The organism is Mycolicibacter hiberniae, assembly GCF_010729485.1.
Classification (GTDB): Bacteria; Actinomycetota; Actinomycetes; order Mycobacteriales; family Mycobacteriaceae; genus Mycobacterium; species Mycobacterium hiberniae.
This window is the reverse complement of sequence record NZ_AP022609.1, coordinates 1,294,926-1,311,740: the sequence shown is the minus strand read 5'-3', so window position 1 is coordinate 1,311,740 and position 16,815 is coordinate 1,294,926. Positions and strand designations below refer to the sequence as shown.

Below are 16,815 nucleotides of genomic sequence, written 5' to 3'. Positions count from 1 at the left end.
CTCTCAGACCACCGCGGTCAACGCGGCGATCGCGAAACCGCCCAGCACCGCGATGGCGTCCTCCGCCAATGCGATCGGCAGATCGCGGCCGCCGTTGGCGGCAACAAGGCGCTGGCGTACCCGGAAACCGACCAGGGTGCCGATCACCGCACCGATGATGCCCGCACCGAGTGCCGTCCAGGTGTAATTCCAGGCCGTGCCGAGCACCGCGCCGGCGAATCCACCCAGGACCAGCCGCGCGCCGAACTGCACGGGCACCGTGCGCGCCGGCGTGCTGGGCAGCTGGTCGGTGATGAGTTCACCGACCGCCAGCAGCGTCAGGATGGTGACGGTCACCGGATGGGTCAGCCACTCGGCCCACGACCCGTTCAAATTGATCCAGTGCAGCACGGCGGCCCAGGCCATGACGGCCGGCGCAGTGAACGCGCGCAGCCCGGCAACGGCGCCGATGAACAGCGCGAGTACCAGCACGATGAAATGCGTCACCACTACCTCCCGGGCCAGTCGAGCCGACCACCGGACGCTAACACGGGTGGCGCGTCAGCTACCGGGACTGCTCAAAATCGGCAGAACCTGATATCCGAGGCCAGGATGGCTTTCGCGCCGATCGCGGCCAGCTCGTCCATGATCGCGTTGACCCCGCGCCGCGGCACCAGGGCGCGCACCGCCGCCCAGTCCGGGTCGGCGAGTGGGGCGATGGTCGGTGATTCCAGGCCCGGGGTGATCGCCGTGGCCTGGTCGAGCACCACACGCGGGCAGTCGTAGTCCAGCATCAGATACTGCTGGCCGAACACCACGCCCTGCACCCGGGCGGCCAGCTGATCGCGGGCGGCGGCGGTTTCGGAGCTGCGGCCGTTGGGCTGGGCACCCTCGATCAACACCGCCTCGGAGTCGCACAGGGACTCACCGAAGGCCACCAGGCCGTGCTGGCGCAGCGTGCGCCCGGAGCCGACCACGTCGGCGATCGCGTCGGCGACCCCCAGCTGGATCGAGATCTCCACCGCCCCGTCGAGCCGGATGACGGTGGCCTCGATGCCCTTGGCGGCCAGGTCGCGGCGAACCAGGTTCGGATAGGCGGTGGCGATGCGCTTGCCGGCCAGGTCCGCGGCGACCCAGTCGCGCCCGGCCGGGGCGGCGTAGCGGAACCGTGAGGATCCGAATCCCAGCGCCAGCCGTTCGGCCACCGGGGCCCCCGACTCGGCCGCCAGGTCGCGACCGGTGATCCCGAAGTCGAGTTCGCCGGAGCCGACGTAGATCGCGATGTCCTTCGGTCGCAAGAAGAAGAACTCGACCTTGTTGACCGGATCGAGGACCGTCAGGTCCTTGGCGTCGGTGCGGCTGCGGTAGCCGGCCTCCGACAGCATTTCCGCGGCAGCTTCACTGAGCGCGCCCTTGTTGGGCACCGCGACACGCAACATGCTCACAGCTTTCTGTACACGTCGGACAGCGTCAGCCCGCGCGAGATCATCAGCACCTGGGTCCAATACAACAGCTGACTGATCTCACCGGCCAGCGCGTCGTCGGACTCGTGCTCGGCGGCCAGCCACACCTCGCCGGCCTCCTCCAGGATCTTCTTGCCGACGGTGTGCACCCCGGCGTCCAGGGCTGCCACGGTGGCGCTGCCGGCCGGGCGGGTGGCGGCGCGCTCGCCGAGCTCGGCGAACAGCTCCTCGAAGGTCTTCACGAGCAGCGATTGTTTCATGCGACCTCAGGAGGGGTCACGTGGGTTTCCGGCGGAGGCCGGTTGCGAGTCGGCCAGCCGGACGCAGATCTGGTGCAGGTCTGCCAGTCCGAGCCCACGCAGCGACGTCACCTGGTGGCGCCGGGCACCGCCCGGCACCGGCAGCGCATTGGGCACCACCAGTACCGGGCAACCCGCTGCCTCGGCCGCGGCGGCCCCCGTCGGCGAGTCCTCCACGGCCAGACACCAGCGCGGGTCCAGCTCCAGCAGCTGCGCGGCACGCAGGTAGGGGTCCGGCGCCGGCTTGCCCGCGGGCACCTCGTCGCCGCAGACCACGGCCGAGAAGTAGTGCCGGCCGATGCTGCCCAGCGCCCGCTCGGCCAGCATGCGCGGCGTGTTGGTCACCAGCGCCGTCGGCACCGCCGCGGCGGCCAGCGCCTCGAGCAGGTCCTGTGCGCCGTCGCACCAGGGCAGGCCCGCGTCGAACAGCTCTCCGGTGTAGTCGTGCAGCCAGCGCGCCGATGCCGCCATGGCTGCCGGGTCGGGCGGCAGGCCGAGGTCGTCGTAGACGATCCGCATGGTGTTCTCGGCGCAGCCACCGACCGTCGCGGCCCGGACCTCCGGCGTCAAGACCCCGCCGAGGCGGTCATAGAGCGCTTCCATGGCGACATCCCACAGCTTTTCGGAGTCGACAAGGGTGCCGTCCATGTCGCAGAGCACCGCGCGCAGCACAGTCATTGCAGAATCGTGTCCCCCGGCCCGGTAGGGCTCAGTCCTCCGGGTTGTAACCGAGGTTGGGCGCCAGCCAGCGCTCGGCCTCGGTCAGAGTCCAGCCTTTGCGCCTGGCGTAGTCGGCGACCTGGTCCTGGGCCAACCGGCCGACCACGAAGTACTGCGACTGCGGGTGCGCGAAATACCAGCCGCTGACCGCGGCGCCGGGCCACATCGCCATCGACTCGGTCAGTTCGATGCCGGTGCGCGCCTGCACGTCCATCAGCTTCCACAGCGTCGCCTTCTCGGTGTGCTCCGGGCAGGCCGGGTAGCCGGGCGCGGGGCGGATGCCCTGGTACTTCTCGGCGATCAGCGCCTCGTTGTCCAGGTGCTCGCTGGGCACAAATCCCCAGAACTCCGTGCGAACCCGCTGGTGCATCCGCTCGGCGAACGCCTCCGCCAGCCGGTCGGCGATCGACTCCAGCAGGATGGCGCTGTAGTCGTCGAGGGCGGCTTTGAACTCCGCGATCTTCTCGCCGCTGCCCAGGCCCGCGGTGACGGCGAAGGCGCCGACGTAGTCCCGGAGGCCCGTTTCTTTGGGGGCGATGTAGTCGCCCAACGACCGGTTCGGGACGCCTTGGCGGTGCTCGCCCTGCTGGCGCAGGTTGTGCAGCGTGGCCAGCACCTGGGTGCGGGTCTCATCGGTGTAGAGCTCGATGTCGTCGCCGACCGCGTTGGCCGGGAAGAACCCGATCACGCCGTTGGCGGTCAGCCACTTCTCTTTGATCAGGGTGTCCAGCATTTCCTGGGCGTCGTCGTAGAGCTTGCGGGCAGCCTCGCCCGAGGCCGGATTGTTGAGGATGTCGGGGAAGCGGCCCTTCATCTCCCAGGCATTGAAGAACGGCTGCCAGTCGATGTATTCGCGCAGTTCGGCGAGGTCGTAGTTGTGGAACTCCCGCACCCCCAGCCCCTGGGCCGGCACCGGCGGCGTGTAGCCGTCCCATTCGATGGGCGTCCGGTTCGCGCGGGCCTTCTCCAGCGTCACCATCGGCCGCTCGTTCTTCTGGGCGTGCCGTTCCCGCAGGGACGCGTAGTCGGCCTCGGTGGCCTCCAGCAGCGCCGGCCGCTGCTTGTCGTCGAGCAGCGCGGCGGCGACGGGCACCGAGCGGGACGCATCCTTGACCCAGACCACCGGGCCGCTGCGGCGCGGCGAAATCTTGACCGCGGTGTGGGCCCGCGAGGTGGTCGCCCCGCCGATCAGCAGCGGGATCTTCATGCCTTCGCGTTCCATCTCGACAGCGAAGTTGACCATCTCGTCCAAGGACGGCGTGATCAGGCCGGACAGACCGATGATGTCGGCGTCGTGTTCCTTCGCCGCGTCCAGGATCTTCTGGGCGGGCACCATCACCCCGAGGTCGATCACCTCGTAGTTGTTGCACTGCAAGACGACTCCGACGATGTTCTTGCCGATGTCGTGGACGTCGCCCTTCACGGTCGCCATGACGATCGTGCCGTTGGTGTCCTTGTCCTCGGTGGTGCCGGCCGCTTCCTTCTCCGCCTCGATGTAGGGCAGCAGGTAGGCCACGGCCTTCTTCATCACGCGGGCCGACTTGACCACCTGGGGCAGAAACATCTTGCCCGCGCCGAACAGGTCGCCGACCACGTTCATGCCGTCCATCAGCGGGCCCTCGATCACCTCGATCGGCCGGCCGCCCGCGGCGGCGATCTCGGCCCGCAGTTCCTCGGTGTCGGCGTCGACGTGCGCGTCGATGCCCTTGACCAGGGCATGGGTGATGCGCTCACGCACCGGAAGGCTGCGCCACTCGGCGGCGGCGGGATCTTCGGCCTTCTCGGAGGTGTTGAACCGTTCGGCGATCTCCAGCAGCCGCTCGGCTGCATCCTCGCGACGGTTCAGGACGACGTCTTCGATCCGGTCCCGCAGTTCGGGGTCGATCGAGTCGTAGGGCACCAGCGCGCCGGCGTTGACGATGCCCATGTCCAAACCGGCCTTGATGGCGTGGAACAGGAACACCGCGTGGATCGCCTCACGAACCGGGTTGTTGCCCCGGAACGAGAACGACACGTTCGAGATACCGCCGGAGATGTGCACCCCGGGAAGGTTTTTCTTGATCCACGCGCAGGCCTCGATGAAGTCGATCCCGTAGGTCGCGTGCTCCTCGATGCCGGTCGCCAGCGCGAAACAGTTCGGGTCGAAGATGATGTCCTCGGCCGGGAAGCCGACCTGCTCGGTCAGGATGCGGTAGGCGCGTCCGCAGATCTCCTTGCGGCGCTCCAGGTTGTCGGCCTGCCCCTGCTCGTCGAAAGCCATCACGACCACGGCGGAGCCGTACTTGCGGCACAGCCGTGCCTCGCGGATGAACTTCTCCTCGCCCTCCTTCATGGAGATCGAGTTGACGATCGGCTTGCCCTGTACGTTCTTCAGGCCCGCCTCGATGACCTCCCACTTGGAGGAGTCGATCATCACCGGGACGCGGCTGATGTCCGGCTCGGTCGCGATCAGTTTGGTGAACCGGTCCATGGCGGCGACGCCGTCGATCATGCCTTCGTCCATGTTGATGTCGATCACCTGCGCACCGACCTCGACCTGCTGCAACGCCACCGACAGGGCGGTGTCGTAGTCCCCGGCCTTGATCAGGTTGCGGAACCGGGCGGAACCGGTGATGTTGGTGCGTTCACCGATGTTGACGAACAGCGACTCGTCGGTGATGTTGAGCGGTTCCAGGCCCGCGAGTCGGGTGGCCACCTCGATCGTGGGCAGCTCACGCGGCGGCTTGCCCTCGACGACCTGGGCGATGGCGGCGATGTGCGGCGGCGCCGTGCCGCAACACCCCCCCACGAGGTTGACCAGGCCGGCGTCGGCGAAGTCGGCGATGTAGCCGGCCTGTCGCTCCGGGGTCTCCTCGTACTCGCCGAAGGCATTGGGCAGACCGGCGTTCGGATAGCAGGAGACATAGGTGTCCGCGATCCGCGCCATCTCGGCGATGTAGGGCCGCATCTCCGGTGCACCCAAGGCACAGTTGAGGCCCACCGCGATCGGCTTCGCATGCCGGATCGAGTTCCAGAACGCCTCGGTGACCTGACCCGACAACGTGCGACCGGACGCATCGGTGATGGTGCCGGAGATGATGACCGGCCAGCGGCGCCCGCGGTCCTCGAACAGCGTCTCGACGGCGAACACCGCGGCCTTGGCGTTGAGCGAGTCGAAGATCGTCTCGATGATGAGGATGTCGGCACCACCGTCGACGAGGCCGTTGGCGGCCTCAAGATAAGCGGCCACCAGCTGGTCGTAGGAGACGTTGCGGGCCCCGGGGTCGTTGACGTCGGGCGAGATCGACGCCGTGCGCGTCGTGGGCCCGATGGCGCCGGCGACGTACCGGGGCTTGTCCGGTGTGCTGAACTCATCGGCCGCCTTGCGCGCCAGGGCGGCGCCCGCGTAATTCAGCTCGTAGCTCAAGTCGACCATGTCGTAGTCGGCGAGCGAGACCGCGTTGGCGTTGAAGGTGTTGGTCTCCAGGATGTCGGCGCCCGCCTCGAGGTATTCGCGATGAATGCCCTCGATGATCTCCGGCTGCGTCAGGGTGAGCAGATCGTTGTTGCCCTGCAGCGCAGTCGGCCACTCGGTGAATCGGTCGCCGCGGTAGCCCGCCTCATCGGGGCGGTCACGCTGAATCGCCGTGCCCATCGCGCCGTCGATCACCATGATGCGCCGGTTTAGAGCAGCAGTCAGCTCGTCGGTGCAGTCAGGCCGGATGTTGGGCTCAAAGGCAGTCACGCGGGCTCCTTCCTTGGCGGAAGGCGTCCTTAACTCTGCCGAGCGTGGCGGCCACCGGCAGATAACCGGCGAACCGTTGCAACGCCTCTCGACGCCCGAAAGTCTACGTCGTCATCCGGGCGCCGGGACAAAGGGTCCGACCAAGGCGCCGACGCGGCCGGTAGGAGTACAAGCCTTGTGCCAAGCGCACGTCGTAGGCTGATTCCGTGACCCGACCGGATGACGGCACCGTTCTTCCCGAACTGCACGACACCATCGTGGTGGCGGCGTTCGAGGGCTGGAATGACGCCGGCGACGCCGCCAGCGACGCCGTCCAGCATCTCCAGGAGATCTGGGGCGCGCGGCTGATCGTCGAAATCGACGACGAGGACTACTACGACTACCAGGTGAATCGACCGGTGATCCGCCAACTCGACGGCGTCACCCGCGAGCTGGTGTGGCCCTCGATGCGGATCTCGCACTGCCGGCCGCCGGGCAGCGACCGCGACATCGTGCTGATGCACGGCGTCGAGCCCAACATGCGCTGGCGGTCGTTCTGCGCGGAGCTGCTCGGGATCATCGACCACCTCGACGTGGACACCGTGGTGATCCTGGGGGCGTTGCTGGCCGACACACCGCACACCCGCCCGGTGCCGGTGTCCGGGGCGGCGTATTCGGCGGAGTCGGCCGCCCGGTTCGGGCTGACCGAGACCCGCTACGAGGGGCCGACCGGCATCACCGGGGTGTTCCAGGACGCCTGCGTGGCCGCCGGGATTCCCGCGGTCACCTTCTGGGCGGCGGTGCCGCACTACGTGTCACAGCCGCCCAACCCCAAAGCCACCGTCGCCCTGCTACGACGGGTGGAGGACGCCCTGGACGTGGAGGTTCCGTTGGGCGACCTGCCGGCGCAGGCCGAGGAGTGGGAACGGGCGGTCAGCGAGATGGCCAGCGAGGACGACGAGATCGCCGACTATGTGACCGCGCTGGAAGAGCGCGACGCCGAGGTCGACATGACCGAGACGCTGAGCAAGGTCGACGGCGACGCCCTGGCTGCCGAGTTCGAGAAGTATCTGCGGCGCCGGCGGCGCTGAGCCTACTGTTCGATGCCCTCGTTGTAGGCGCTGGTGGAACGGCCCAGGGCGGCCACCTCGGCATCCATCCGGGCCATCAGGTCGCCGGAGGTCTTGGCGATCGGCCGCTCACCGATCGGGCTGGACAGCAGCGGCTTGAGCCACCGGAACAGCCCCACCCAGCGCGGGCAGTAGACCCGGACGCGGCGGTGCTCGATCCCGTCGACGAACGCCTCGGCACACTGGTCCACCGACGTGGTCTTGTTCAGCGGCCAGGGCAGCTTGGCCAGCATCTCGGCCGCGGTCGACAGGTCCTTTTTGGTGTCGCGAACCAGGGCGGTGTCGATCCAGGACATGTGGGCCGATCCGACCGTCACCCCCAGGCGTTCGACCTCGAGGCGCAACGCGTTGGCCAGGTGCTCCACCCCGGCCTTGGACGCGTCATAGGGCAGCATTCCCGGCGCGGCGGTGAACGCCGCCAGGGACGACACCACCAGCACGTACCCGCGGCGGTCGATCACGGCGGGCAGGGTGGCACGCACGGTGTTGAACACCCCCACCAGGTTGACGTCGATGACCCTGCGAAACGCCGCGGGGTCGACACCGAGCACCGACCCGTAACTGGCGATGCCCGCGTTGGCCACCACGGTGTCGATCCGGCCGAACCGCTCGACAGCCTGGGCGGCGGCCGCCTGCATGGCGTCGAGGTCACGTACATCGGCGACGACCGTCAGCACCCGGTCCCCGCCGAGCTGAGCGGCGAAGGAGTCCAGCGCTTCTTTGTCCAGGTCGGTCAGGACCAGCTTGGCGCCCTTGTTGTGCAGCCGGCGGGCCGCCTCGGCACCGATACCGTGCGCGCCGCCGGTGATGAACACGACCTGAGAGTGAATGGAAGGCATGCGCACAACCTACTCCCGTCGCGGGCCTAAGTCGCAGCCTTAAAGCGATACTCCCAGTAGGGCATCGACCGCGGTGGCCACCAGCCGCGGCGCCTCGCCGTCGTGCCCGCCGTACGCGAGCGCATCGGTGGTCCAGCCGTCCAGCGCGGCCAGCGCGGCGCCGGTGTTGAGGTCGTCGGCCAGGTAGCGGCGGACCCGTGCCACCACGTCCTGGGCGTCCGGCCCGGCGGGCAGGCTGGTAGCCGCCCGCCAGCGCTCGAGCCGCGCCTCGGCCGCGGCAAGGGTCTGCTCGTCCCAGGACCTGTCGCTGCGGTAGTGCTCGGCCAGCAGACCCAGCCGGATCGCGGCGGGCTCGACGCCCTGGGCCCGCAACTTGGACACCAGCACCAGGTTGCCGCGGCTCTTGGACATCTTGTGCCCCTCCCAGCCGATCATCCCGGCGTGCACGTAGTGCCGGGCGAAACGCCGTTCCCCGGTGAGGGATTCGGCGTGAGCCGCGGAGAACTCGTGGTGCGGGAAGACCAGGTCGGATCCGCCGCCTTGAATATCGATTCCGGAGCCGATGCGGCTGAGCGCGATCGCCGTGCACTCCACATGCCAGCCCGGCCGGCCGGCTCCGAACGAGGCGGGCCAGCTGGGCTCGCCGGGCCGGGCGGCCCGCCACAGCAGGGCGTCGAGCGGATCGGCTTTGCCGGCCCGGTCCGGGTCGCCGCCGCGCTCGGCGAACAGTTCCAGCATGGCGGCGCGGTCGAACCCCGATTCGTAGCCGAACTGCTCGGTGGCGTCGGCGCGGAAGTAGATGTCGGGATACTCGCCGTCGACGGCGTAGGCCGATCCGGCGGCCAGCATCTTCTCGACGACCTCGACCACCTCGGCGATGGCCTCGGTGGCCGCCACGTAGTCGCGGGGCGGCAGTACCCGCAACGCGGTCATGTCGGTGCGGAACAACTCCACCTGGCTGGCGGCCAGCGCCTCCCACGGCACCCCGTCGCGTTCGGCCCGCTCGAGCAACGGGTCGTCGACGTCGGTGACGTTCTGCACGTAGTTGACCCGATGGCCGGCGTCGAGCCAGAGCCGGTGGATGAGGTCGAACACCAGGTACGTGGCGGCATGACCGAGGTGCGTGGCGTCATAGGGGGTGATGCCGCAGACGTACATGCCGGCCGTCGGGCCCGGCGACACCGGTCGCACCTGCCGGTCGGCGGTGTCGTAGAGACGCAGCGCCGGGCCGCGCCCGGGCAGGACTGGAACGGCCGGCGCGGACCACGATTGCATGCCCACGACTGTAAGGCCCGGCGGTTCAGCGAGACTCGCCGGAGGCGAGGTGGGCCCCTAGAGCACCGTGCGCCGGATGGCATCCAGCAGGATGGGCGCGACGTCGGGCCGGCACATGAGCAGGTCGGGCAGGTAGGGGTCGGGCCGGTTGTAGCGCAACGGCGACCCGTCGATGCGCGAGGCGTGCAGTCCCGCCGCCTGCACCACACCGGCGGGGGCGGCCGAATCCCATTCCCACTGCCCGCCGGCGTGCAGGTAGGCGTCCACGTCGCCGCGCACCACGGCCATCGCCTTGGCGCCCGCCGACCCCATCAGCACCGGCTCGACGGGCAGCACCTCGCGCAGGAGCCGCACCAGACCGGGCATCCGGGAGGCGCTGACGGCGACCCGAATGGTCTGCGCCGGTTCGGTGCGCGCGGCCGGGCCCGCGACGGTGTCGGAGCGGAAGACCACGTTGCTGCGGTTGTCGTAGGCCGGCAGCGACACCGCGGCGTCGGTGATGGCGCCGTAGCCGTCGACTCCCCCGCGTTGCCACAGCGCGATGTGCACCGCCCAGTCGTCTCGGCCCGGGGTGGTGAACTCCCGGGTGCCGTCGAGGGGGTCGATGATCCAGACCCGGTCGGCCCGCAGCCGGGCCAGGGTGTCCGGGGATTCCTCACTGAGCACCGCATCGCCGGGACGCGCGTCGCGCAGTCTGCGGATGATCAGCTGGTTGGCCCGGCCGTCGCCGGTGTCGCCGAGGTGCCACGGTTGGGCGAAGCCCACCGTGTCCCGCACTGTCAGCAAGAGCTTTCCGGCGTCGACCGCCAGTTCGGCGGCCAGCGCCGCGTCGGTCAGCGTCACGTCTGGCAGTATCCCCGACGCCGGGCGCGACGGATTTCCGGACCACGGCTCGAGGGCGGCGGCCGCAGTGTCAAAATGCCGGCCAGGGTATGGGGCGGTGACGGTTCGGGCAGGGCATCACCGGATGGTCCAGCAGGTCGGCGACGCGTCGGCGCAGCGCCGCGATCTCATTGGAGGTCAGGTGGGGTTGCAGCGCGCGCTCCAGCGGGCCGTCCAACGCCGCCAACAGCCGCGCCAGGTCCGGCAGCGCCTGGTCGTCGAGGTCGGCCAGGACCTTGCCCGCCCAACCCCACAGCACGGTCCGCAGCTTGTCGTCGGTGTGCAGGCTCACACCGTGGTCGACCCCGTAGACGCGGCCGTCGGTGCCGCACAGGACGTGGCCGCCCTTGCGGTCGGCGTTGTTGATCACCACGTCGAAGATGGCCAGTCGGCGCAGGCGGGCGTCGTCGGCATGCACCAGGGTGACCGGATCGCCGGCGGGGCCGTAGGCCTGCAACACCGGCAGGTAGCCGGCCGGGACGGGGCCGGCCGGCACCACGTCGACCAGCGCCGGCGGCGCGTCGTCGTCTTCGGCGGCGTCTCCGGGTTGATCCACCCAGCGCTGCACCATGCCCGGTCCGGCGGGGCCGTCGCGAATGATCGTGTAGGGCACCAGATCCCAGCCCAACGCTACCGAGATCAGGTGTGCGGCCAGCTCCCGGCCGGCCAGGGTGCCGTCGGGGAAGTCCCAGAGCGGCTGTTCGCCGGCGACCGGCTTGTAGACGCAGTGCACACGGTGCTCCCCCAGCGCCGCCTCACACAGGAACGTGGCGTTGCTCGCCGAGCGGATACGGCCCAGGATCTCCAGCTCCCCGGAGTGCAACGCCTCCCGGTCGTCAGATTTCGGAGTCATCGGGCTCATCGTCGGGCCCGAAAGCACCCCGCCGATAGCCGTTGGTGCGCACGCACATATGGCCGGCCGGGTCCAGCGGCTCGTCGCACAGCGGACACGGCGGGCGGCCCGCCGAGATGACCCGGTTGGAGCGCGTGGCGAATTGGCGCGCGGACTCCGGGGTGAGGAACACCCGCACCGCATCCGGCCCCTCGTCGGTGTCGTCGAGCACCACCGAGGCGTCGAATTCGGCGTCGCTGACGGCGAGCAGTTCCACCACCACCGTCTGCGCCTCGGAATCCCAGCCCAGCCCCATGGTTCCCACCCGGAACTCGGCGTCCACCGGTGTGACCAGCGGGTTCAAGTCGTCGATTTCGGTGGGCTCGGGCGGCACCGGCGTGCCGAATCGGCGGTTGACCTCGATCAGCAGCGCACCGATCCGCTCGGCGAGGACCGCGACCTGCTGCTTTTCCAGCACCACCGAGACCACCCGGTCGTCGTGAACCGCCTGCAGGTAGAAGGTGCGGTTTCCGGGCTGGCCGACGGTCCCGGCCACGAAGCGGTCGGGAGTGCGGAAGACGTGGATTGCTCGGGACATGGCACCTCCAAAATACCGGCAGTTGCGGCGCCTGCCGGTATCCGGCTTGGACTAAGTGGTGGAGCCGCCGACGACGGCGTCGCTCTCGTGGCCGGAGGGGGCCGGGGAACTGCGTACCGCCGCGGCCAAGGAGGCTCCGGTGTGGTTGAGATGGATGACGAATGGGCGCAACGGGGTGTAACGGATGACGCTGGCCGATGCCGGGTCGGCGGTGATCCGCTGAAATCCGTCGAGATGCACGCCGAGCGCATCGGCGATGACGGCCTTGATGACGTCGCCGTGGGTGCACGCCACCCACAGCACGTCGGCGCCGCGCTGCTCAGCGAGCTGCCGGTCGTGGTCGCGGACCGCGGCGACGGCCCGGGCCTGCACCTGCGCCAGCCCTTCGCCCTCGGGGAAGATCGCCGCGCTGGGCTGGGCCTGAACCACCCGCCACAGCGGCTCGGCCACCAGCTCGCTGATCTTGCGCCCGGTCCAGGTTCCGTAGTCGACCTCGGCGAGCCGGTCGTCGACCAGCGGCTCGAGCCCGAGCGCAGCCGCCAGCGGTTCGACGGTGCTGCGGCACCGCAGCAGCGGCGAGCGCACCACCGCTTGGATCGGCAGGCCGTCGAATCGGCCGACGAGCTGCGCCGCCTGCTCCCGGCCCAGGTCGTCGAGGTCGACGCCCTCGGAGCGCCCCGCGAGCACCCCGGAGGTGTTCGAGGTGGACCGGCCGTGCCGCAGCAGGATCACGGTCATGGCGAGGCCGCCAACACTCCGGTGGCCAGCAGGATCAGGATCGTCGTGCCGACGACGACCCGGTATCCGACGAACCAGTACATGCTGTGCGTCACCAGGAATTTCAGGAACCAGGAGATGGCGGCCCAGCCCACCGCGAAGGCGATCAGGGTGGCTATCAGCAGCTGCGGTCCGCTGGCGCTCATGCCCGCGCCCCCGGGGTGGAACGCATCCGGCAGCGAGAACAGTCCCGAGGCGAACACCGCCGGAATCGCCAGCAGGAACCCGAACCGGGCGGCCAGTTCCCGGTCCAGGCCGGCGAACAGTCCGGCACTGATGGTGGCCCCGGACCGCGACACCCCAGGCACCAGCGCCAGGGTCTGCGCCGAGCCCACCAGCACGGCGTCCCGCCAGGTCAGTTCCTTGGCGTGGCGGGCCTGGCGGCCGAGGTATTCGGCCGCGGCGATCACCGCCGAGAACACAACCAGCGCGGTGGCAACCACCCACAGGTTTCGTACCCCGGACCGGATCTGGTCGGTGAACACCACGCCCAGCACGCAGATCGGGATGGTGCCGATGATGACGTACCAGCCCAGCCGGTAGTCGGTCTCCCGGTCGGCGGGCAACGGTGTCTTGGCCAATTTGGAGGCCACCCCGGACAACCAGGCCGTGGCGATGCGCGCGATGTCGCGGGCGAAGTAGACCAGCACGGCGACCTCGGTGCCCAGTTGGGTGACCGCGGTGAACGAGGCGCCGGCGTCACCGGCGAAGAACAGCCGCGACACCACCGCCAGGTGCCCCGAGGACGATATCGGCAGAAACTCCGTGAGGCCCTGCACGATGGCCAGCACCACCACCTGCGGCCACGACATCGCGGCCGCCTCGGCAACCGCCACCACCTCAGACACGAGGATGACGGTACCGGGCCGGTGTCAGCGAATCAGACCGGACACCACGTCACGCACCGCGGCGCCCAGGCTGCGCTCGTCGGCGACATCGATCCCGAACAGCTGCCGGCTGGCGGTGGCCACCACGTCCTCGGCGTGCGGGACGGGACCGGTCAACCGGGGCCGATAGACGTCGACCACCAGCTTGTAGTGCTCAATGCGGAACGAGAAGCTACGCCCGTCGCCGACCTCGCCGAAACCGCTGGCGAACGCGCCCGTCCAGATCTCCTCGATCCCGAACTGTGCACACGTCGGCTGCCAGTCTTGCGCCACAGTCATGGCCGCGAGGTTACACCTAAGCGAACTTATAGTTGCGCCGGACAGGCGGGCCGCACCGCACCGCCTTCCTTAGAATCGGTGTTCGCACCAACCCGCCCACCGCGACGAGCTGGAAGAGCTGCCCGTGCCCAAGTGCTCCCCCCGCCGGCCCCGCCGGTCCCTTCGAGCCCTGTTGCTGCCGTTGTTGCTGCTCACGGCGTGCTCGTCCAATCCGATCACCGCACCGCCGCCCACCATCGCGCCGGCGCAGCCCGCCGTGTCCCCGGCCGCCACGGTGCGCCCGGCGGGCACCGTGCAACCCCTGGGCGAGCCGGCAACCGGCGCGGTGTTCGATGCCGCGACCGGGCTGCTGGCGGTGCTGTCCCCCGGATCGCAGGACCACGGCGGCGCCTCCGTCAGCCTGGTCGGCGATGCCGGCCGCCCACCGGGCGTGGTGGCGCTGCCGGGGCCGGCGAGCTCGCTGGCCGGCGACGGCCAAGGCCGGGTCTACCTGGCCGGCCGCGGCGGCTACTACACCGTGGACCTGACCGCCCGCACCGCCACGCGCGTCGATGTCGCCGACGCCGCCGACGTCGAGTTCACCGCGATCGGCCGGCGCAGCGACGGCGTCATGGTGCTGGGCAGCTCCGACGGCACCGTCTACACCCTGGCGTCCGACGGGGCGCAGGTCGCGGAGCGGTCGAAGATCTTCGCCCGGGTCGACCAGATCGTGACCCAGGGAGACATCGCGGTGGTGCTCGACCGTGGCCAGACCTCGGTGACGACCATCGGCTCCAACGGCAAACCCCAATTCGCGCTGCGCGCCGGCCAGGGCGCCACCACCCTGGCCGCCGCCGCGCACGGCCCGGTACTGGCCGCCGACACCCGCGGCGGGCGCCTGCTGGTCTACGGCGTCGATCCGCTGATGCTGCATCAGGACTACCCGGTGCCGCACGCCCCCTACGGGCTGGCCGGGGCGGGCGGCTTCGCGTGGGTGTCGCAGACCGGGACGAACACCGTGGTCGGCTACGATCTGACCACCGGAATCCCCGTGGAAAAGGTTCGTTATCCGACTGTGCAGCAACCCAACACCCTGGCACTGGACGACACCGCGGACACCTTGTACGTGGTGTCCGGTTCGGGGGCCGGGGTGCAGATCATCGAGCACGCCACGAGGCCACGTTGACCGCGCTGCGCCCACGTCGACTGCCGCCCGGGTGGGAGACCGGGCTGTCCGACGATTACGAATGGATTCCGCTGCGACTGCCCCCGGAGGTCAGCCGGATCGGGGCGTCCACCCGATTGTCCATCGAGGCCGAATACCGAGGTTGGGAGCTGACTCGAGTGCGGCTGTACACCGACGGGAGCAGGCGAGTGCTGTTACGCCGCAAGAAGTCAGCCACCGACCCGGTCAGCGCCGGCCGCTGCGTCGACCAGCCGGGACTGTAGGCACATGGGTCTCTACGGCGCGCTGCGCCGGGCAATGTTCCTGCTGCCGCCGGAGCGGGTGCACACCCTGGCGTTCGGCGCGTTACGCGGTGCCACCGCAACGGCACCGACTCGCCGGGCGCTGCGGCGCCGGCTCGCCCCGCACGACCCGATCCTGGCCAGCACGGTGTTCGGGGTGCACTTCCCCGGACCGCTCGGACTGGCAGCCGGATTCGACAAGGACGGCATCGGGCTCAAGACCTGGGGCGCACTGGGTTTCGGTTATGCCGAAGTGGGCACCGTGACGGCGGCGCCGCAGCCGGGAAATCCTGCGCCGCGACTGTTCCGGCTGCCGAAAGACCGTGCGCTGCTGAACCGGATGGGCTTCAACAACCACGGCGCCCACGCCCTGGCGGCGAAGCTGGCGGGCCATCAACCCGATGTGCCGATCGGGGTCAACATCGGCAAGACCAAAGTCACGCCGCCCGAGGGCGCGGTCGAGGATTACCGCGCCAGCGCCCGGCTGCTGGCCCCGCTGGCCGCCTACCTGGTGGTCAACGTCAGCTCGCCGAACACTCCCGGCCTGCGCGACCTGCAGGCCATCGACGCGCTGCGACCCATCCTGACGGCGGTGCGCGCCGAGACCACCAAACCGGTGCTGGTGAAGATCGCACCGGACCTGGCCGACACCGACATCGACGCCATCGCCGACCTGTGCGTGGAGCTGGACCTGGCCGGCATCGTGGCCACCAACACCACGGTGTCCCGCGACGGCCTGAGCACCCCGGGAGTCGCCGAGCTGGGGCCCGGCGGAATCTCCGGCCCTCCGGTGGCCCGCCGGGCACTGGAAGTGCTGCGCCGGCTGCACGCCCGGGTGGGCGACCGACTGGTGCTGATCAGCGTCGGCGGGATCGAAACCGCCGACGACGCGTGGGAGCGCATCACCGCCGGTGCCGCGCTGCTGCAGGGCTACACAGGCTTCATCTACGGCGGCGGCCTGTGGGCCAGAAACATTCACGACGGCCTGGCCCAGCGGCTCCGCGACGGCGGCTACGCCTCGCTGGCCGAGGCGGTGGGCTCCGCGGCCACTTAGCGACTAGCCACCTAGCGCCCTGGCCCCCGGGCGCGAGCAGACACAGAATCGCATCCCGCGAAGCGGGATCATGCGATTCTGTGTCTGCTCAGCGGGCCGCAGCTAGTTGCGCTCGTAGGTGCCGACGATCACCGCGCGCGCGATGGCGTGCATGAACAGGTTGAAGCCGAGGTAGGCCGGGCTGGCGTCCTCGGCGAGGTCGAGCTTCTCGACGTCGACGGCGTGTACCGCGAAGTAGTAGCGGTGCGTGCCGTGGCCAGGAGGCGGTGCCGCACCCACGTAGCGGCGCATCCCGGCGTCGTTGACCAACGTCAGGGCATCCCCGGGCAGCAGGCTGCCGTCACCGACGCCTTCGGGCAGCTCAGTGCAGGTGGCCGGCAGGTTGGCCACCGCCCAGTGCCAGAATCCCGAGGCGGTGGGAGCTTCCGGGTCGTAGCAGGTGACTGCGAAGCTGCGGGTCTCCTCGGGGAAGCCCGACCAGCTCAGCTGCGGGCTGGCGTCTTCACCGCCGGCGCCCATGATTCCGCTGACCTGCGGCTTGGCAAGCTGCGCGCCGTCGGTGAGCGATGTCGAGGTGAGGGTGAAGGTCGGCAGCTTGGGCAGCGCGGCGTAGGGGTCGTGGACAGAGCTCATGTGTGGTCCTCTCGTTGTG

Annotated in this window: 18 protein-coding genes; 4 read left to right on the top strand and 14 right to left on the bottom strand. The window is 69.8% G+C overall.

All coding sequences use genetic code 11. The annotated features are described in order from the left end of the window. Positions 1-3: 3 nt before the first annotated feature. The 5 genes from G6N14_RS06125 to metH all read right to left on the bottom strand — a co-directional run bounded on the left by G6N14_RS06125 (position 4) and on the right by metH (position 6,113). The gene (locus G6N14_RS06125) at positions 4-486 is read right to left on the bottom strand and encodes a DUF4126 family protein (protein ID WP_085135688.1); all 483 of its coding nucleotides are present in this window, start codon (positions 484-486) and stop codon (positions 4-6) included. 71 nt (positions 487-557) lie between these two features. Further along, a complete protein-coding gene (gene hisG / locus G6N14_RS06120; RefSeq protein WP_085135645.1) occupies positions 558-1,418 on the bottom strand; it encodes an ATP phosphoribosyltransferase in 861 nt (286 codons plus the stop codon). Between the two features lie 2 nt (positions 1,419-1,420). Then, positions 1,421-1,702 (bottom strand): phosphoribosyl-ATP diphosphatase, encoded by a 282-nt coding sequence (locus G6N14_RS06115; protein ID WP_085130150.1) that lies wholly within the window; start codon positions 1,700-1,702, stop codon positions 1,421-1,423. Between the two features lie 6 nt (positions 1,703-1,708). Beyond that, positions 1,709-2,419 (bottom strand): HAD family hydrolase, encoded by a 711-nt coding sequence (locus G6N14_RS06110; RefSeq protein WP_407663081.1) that lies wholly within the window; start codon positions 2,417-2,419, stop codon positions 1,709-1,711. 31 nt (positions 2,420-2,450) lie between these two features. Next, the gene (gene metH, locus G6N14_RS06105) at positions 2,451-6,113 is read right to left on the bottom strand and encodes a methionine synthase (RefSeq protein ID WP_234808918.1); all 3,663 of its coding nucleotides are present in this window, start codon (positions 6,111-6,113) and stop codon (positions 2,451-2,453) included. A 278-nt stretch (positions 6,114-6,391) separates the two neighbouring features. Between metH and G6N14_RS06100 the strand changes: the two genes are divergently transcribed. Next, positions 6,392-7,255 (top strand): PAC2 family protein, encoded by an 864-nt coding sequence (locus tag G6N14_RS06100; RefSeq protein WP_085135647.1) that lies wholly within the window; start codon positions 6,392-6,394, stop codon positions 7,253-7,255. A 2-nt stretch (positions 7,256-7,257) separates the two neighbouring features. Here G6N14_RS06100 and G6N14_RS06095 read toward each other — a convergent pair whose 3' ends face one another. From G6N14_RS06095 to G6N14_RS06060, 8 genes are all read right to left on the bottom strand, one after another. Beyond that, positions 7,258-8,133, bottom strand: coding sequence for an SDR family oxidoreductase (locus G6N14_RS06095; RefSeq protein ID WP_085135648.1), 876 nt, complete (start codon positions 8,131-8,133; stop codon positions 7,258-7,260). Between the two features lie 39 nt (positions 8,134-8,172). Continuing rightward, entirely contained in the window at positions 8,173-9,408 is a 1,236-nt protein-coding gene (gene mshC, locus G6N14_RS06090) for a cysteine--1-D-myo-inosityl 2-amino-2-deoxy-alpha-D-glucopyranoside ligase (protein WP_085135649.1), read from the bottom strand. Between the two features lie 57 nt (positions 9,409-9,465). Then, entirely contained in the window at positions 9,466-10,251 is a 786-nt protein-coding gene (locus G6N14_RS06085; RefSeq protein ID WP_085135650.1) for a 3'(2'),5'-bisphosphate nucleotidase CysQ, read from the bottom strand. Positions 10,252-10,321: 70 nt separating this feature from the next. After that, the gene (locus G6N14_RS06080) at positions 10,322-11,143 is read right to left on the bottom strand and encodes an Rv2133c family protein (RefSeq protein WP_085135651.1); all 822 of its coding nucleotides are present in this window, start codon (positions 11,141-11,143) and stop codon (positions 10,322-10,324) included. After that, on the bottom strand, positions 11,127-11,720 hold the full coding sequence (locus tag G6N14_RS06075; protein WP_085135652.1) for an Rv2134c family protein: 594 nt from the start codon (positions 11,718-11,720) through the stop codon (positions 11,127-11,129). Before G6N14_RS06075 ends, G6N14_RS06080 begins: the two co-directional genes overlap by 17 nt. Positions 11,721-11,771: 51 nt before the next feature. Continuing rightward, positions 11,772-12,458, bottom strand: coding sequence for a histidine phosphatase family protein (locus G6N14_RS06070; protein ID WP_085135653.1), 687 nt, complete (start codon positions 12,456-12,458; stop codon positions 11,772-11,774). Beyond that, positions 12,455-13,309, bottom strand: a complete 855-nt coding sequence (locus G6N14_RS06065; RefSeq protein WP_085135690.1) for an undecaprenyl-diphosphate phosphatase — start codon at positions 13,307-13,309, stop codon at positions 12,455-12,457. The genes G6N14_RS06070 and G6N14_RS06065 overlap by 4 nt, the downstream gene beginning before the upstream one ends. 60 nt (positions 13,310-13,369) lie before the next feature. Then, the gene (locus G6N14_RS06060) at positions 13,370-13,663 is read right to left on the bottom strand and encodes a hypothetical protein (protein WP_085135654.1); all 294 of its coding nucleotides are present in this window, start codon (positions 13,661-13,663) and stop codon (positions 13,370-13,372) included. A 124-nt stretch (positions 13,664-13,787) separates the two neighbouring features. On the opposite strand from G6N14_RS06060, the gene G6N14_RS06055 reads away from it, so the two are divergent. Genes G6N14_RS06055 through G6N14_RS06045 form a run of 3 tightly spaced genes read left to right on the top strand, consistent with a single transcriptional unit; the run spans position 13,788 to position 16,163 of the window. Continuing rightward, complete coding sequence (locus tag G6N14_RS06055) at positions 13,788-14,828, top strand: YncE family protein (RefSeq protein WP_179960809.1); 1,041 nt, start codon at positions 13,788-13,790, stop codon at positions 14,826-14,828. Further along, positions 14,825-15,091 (top strand): DUF5703 family protein, encoded by a 267-nt coding sequence (locus G6N14_RS06050; protein WP_085135655.1) that lies wholly within the window; start codon positions 14,825-14,827, stop codon positions 15,089-15,091. Before G6N14_RS06055 ends, G6N14_RS06050 begins: the two co-directional genes overlap by 4 nt. Before the next feature lie 4 nt (positions 15,092-15,095). Continuing rightward, a complete protein-coding gene (locus tag G6N14_RS06045; RefSeq protein WP_085135656.1) occupies positions 15,096-16,163 on the top strand; it encodes a quinone-dependent dihydroorotate dehydrogenase in 1,068 nt (355 codons plus the stop codon). A 102-nt stretch (positions 16,164-16,265) separates the two neighbouring features. Here the strand turns inward: G6N14_RS06045 and G6N14_RS06040 are convergent, their stop codons facing one another. Then, positions 16,266-16,796 carry a YbhB/YbcL family Raf kinase inhibitor-like protein gene (locus G6N14_RS06040; RefSeq protein ID WP_085135657.1) on the bottom strand — a complete coding sequence of 177 codons (531 nt, stop codon included), beginning with the start codon at positions 16,794-16,796 and terminating at the stop codon, positions 16,266-16,268. Between the last annotated feature and the right edge of the window lie 19 nt (positions 16,797-16,815).

What these genes read in the sequence shown, in the direction of transcription:
- G6N14_RS06095 (WP_085135648.1), bottom strand. Translation starts at nt 8,133, where the DNA reads ATGCCTTCCATTCACTCTCAGGTCGTGTTCATCACCGGCGGCGCGCAC.
- mshC (WP_085135649.1), bottom strand. Translation starts at nt 9,408, where the DNA reads ATGCAATCGTGGTCCGCGCCGGCCGTTCCAGTCCTGCCCGGGCGCGGC.
- G6N14_RS06040 (WP_085135657.1), bottom strand. Translation starts at nt 16,796, where the DNA reads ATGAGCTCTGTCCACGACCCCTACGCCGCGCTGCCCAAGCTGCCGACC.
- G6N14_RS06060 (WP_085135654.1), bottom strand. Translation starts at nt 13,663, where the DNA reads ATGACTGTGGCGCAAGACTGGCAGCCGACGTGTGCACAGTTCGGGATC.
- G6N14_RS06070 (WP_085135653.1), bottom strand. Translation starts at nt 12,458, where the DNA reads ATGACCGTGATCCTGCTGCGGCACGGCCGGTCCACCTCGAACACCTCC.
- G6N14_RS06080 (WP_085135651.1), bottom strand. Translation starts at nt 11,143, where the DNA reads ATGACTCCGAAATCTGACGACCGGGAGGCGTTGCACTCCGGGGAGCTG.
- G6N14_RS06045 (WP_085135656.1), top strand. Translation starts at nt 15,096, where the DNA reads ATGGGTCTCTACGGCGCGCTGCGCCGGGCAATGTTCCTGCTGCCGCCG.
- G6N14_RS06115 (WP_085130150.1), bottom strand. Translation starts at nt 1,702, where the DNA reads ATGAAACAATCGCTGCTCGTGAAGACCTTCGAGGAGCTGTTCGCCGAG.
- G6N14_RS06075 (WP_085135652.1), bottom strand. Translation starts at nt 11,720, where the DNA reads ATGTCCCGAGCAATCCACGTCTTCCGCACTCCCGACCGCTTCGTGGCC.
- G6N14_RS06110 (WP_407663081.1), bottom strand. Translation starts at nt 2,419, where the DNA reads ATGACTGTGCTGCGCGCGGTGCTCTGCGACATGGACGGCACCCTTGTC.
- hisG (WP_085135645.1), bottom strand. Translation starts at nt 1,418, where the DNA reads ATGTTGCGTGTCGCGGTGCCCAACAAGGGCGCGCTCAGTGAAGCTGCC.
- G6N14_RS06065 (WP_085135690.1), bottom strand. Translation starts at nt 13,309, where the DNA reads ATGTCGTGGCCGCAGGTGGTGGTGCTGGCCATCGTGCAGGGCCTCACG.
- metH (WP_234808918.1), bottom strand. Translation starts at nt 6,113, where the DNA reads ATGGTGATCGACGGCGCGATGGGCACGGCGATTCAGCGTGACCGCCCC.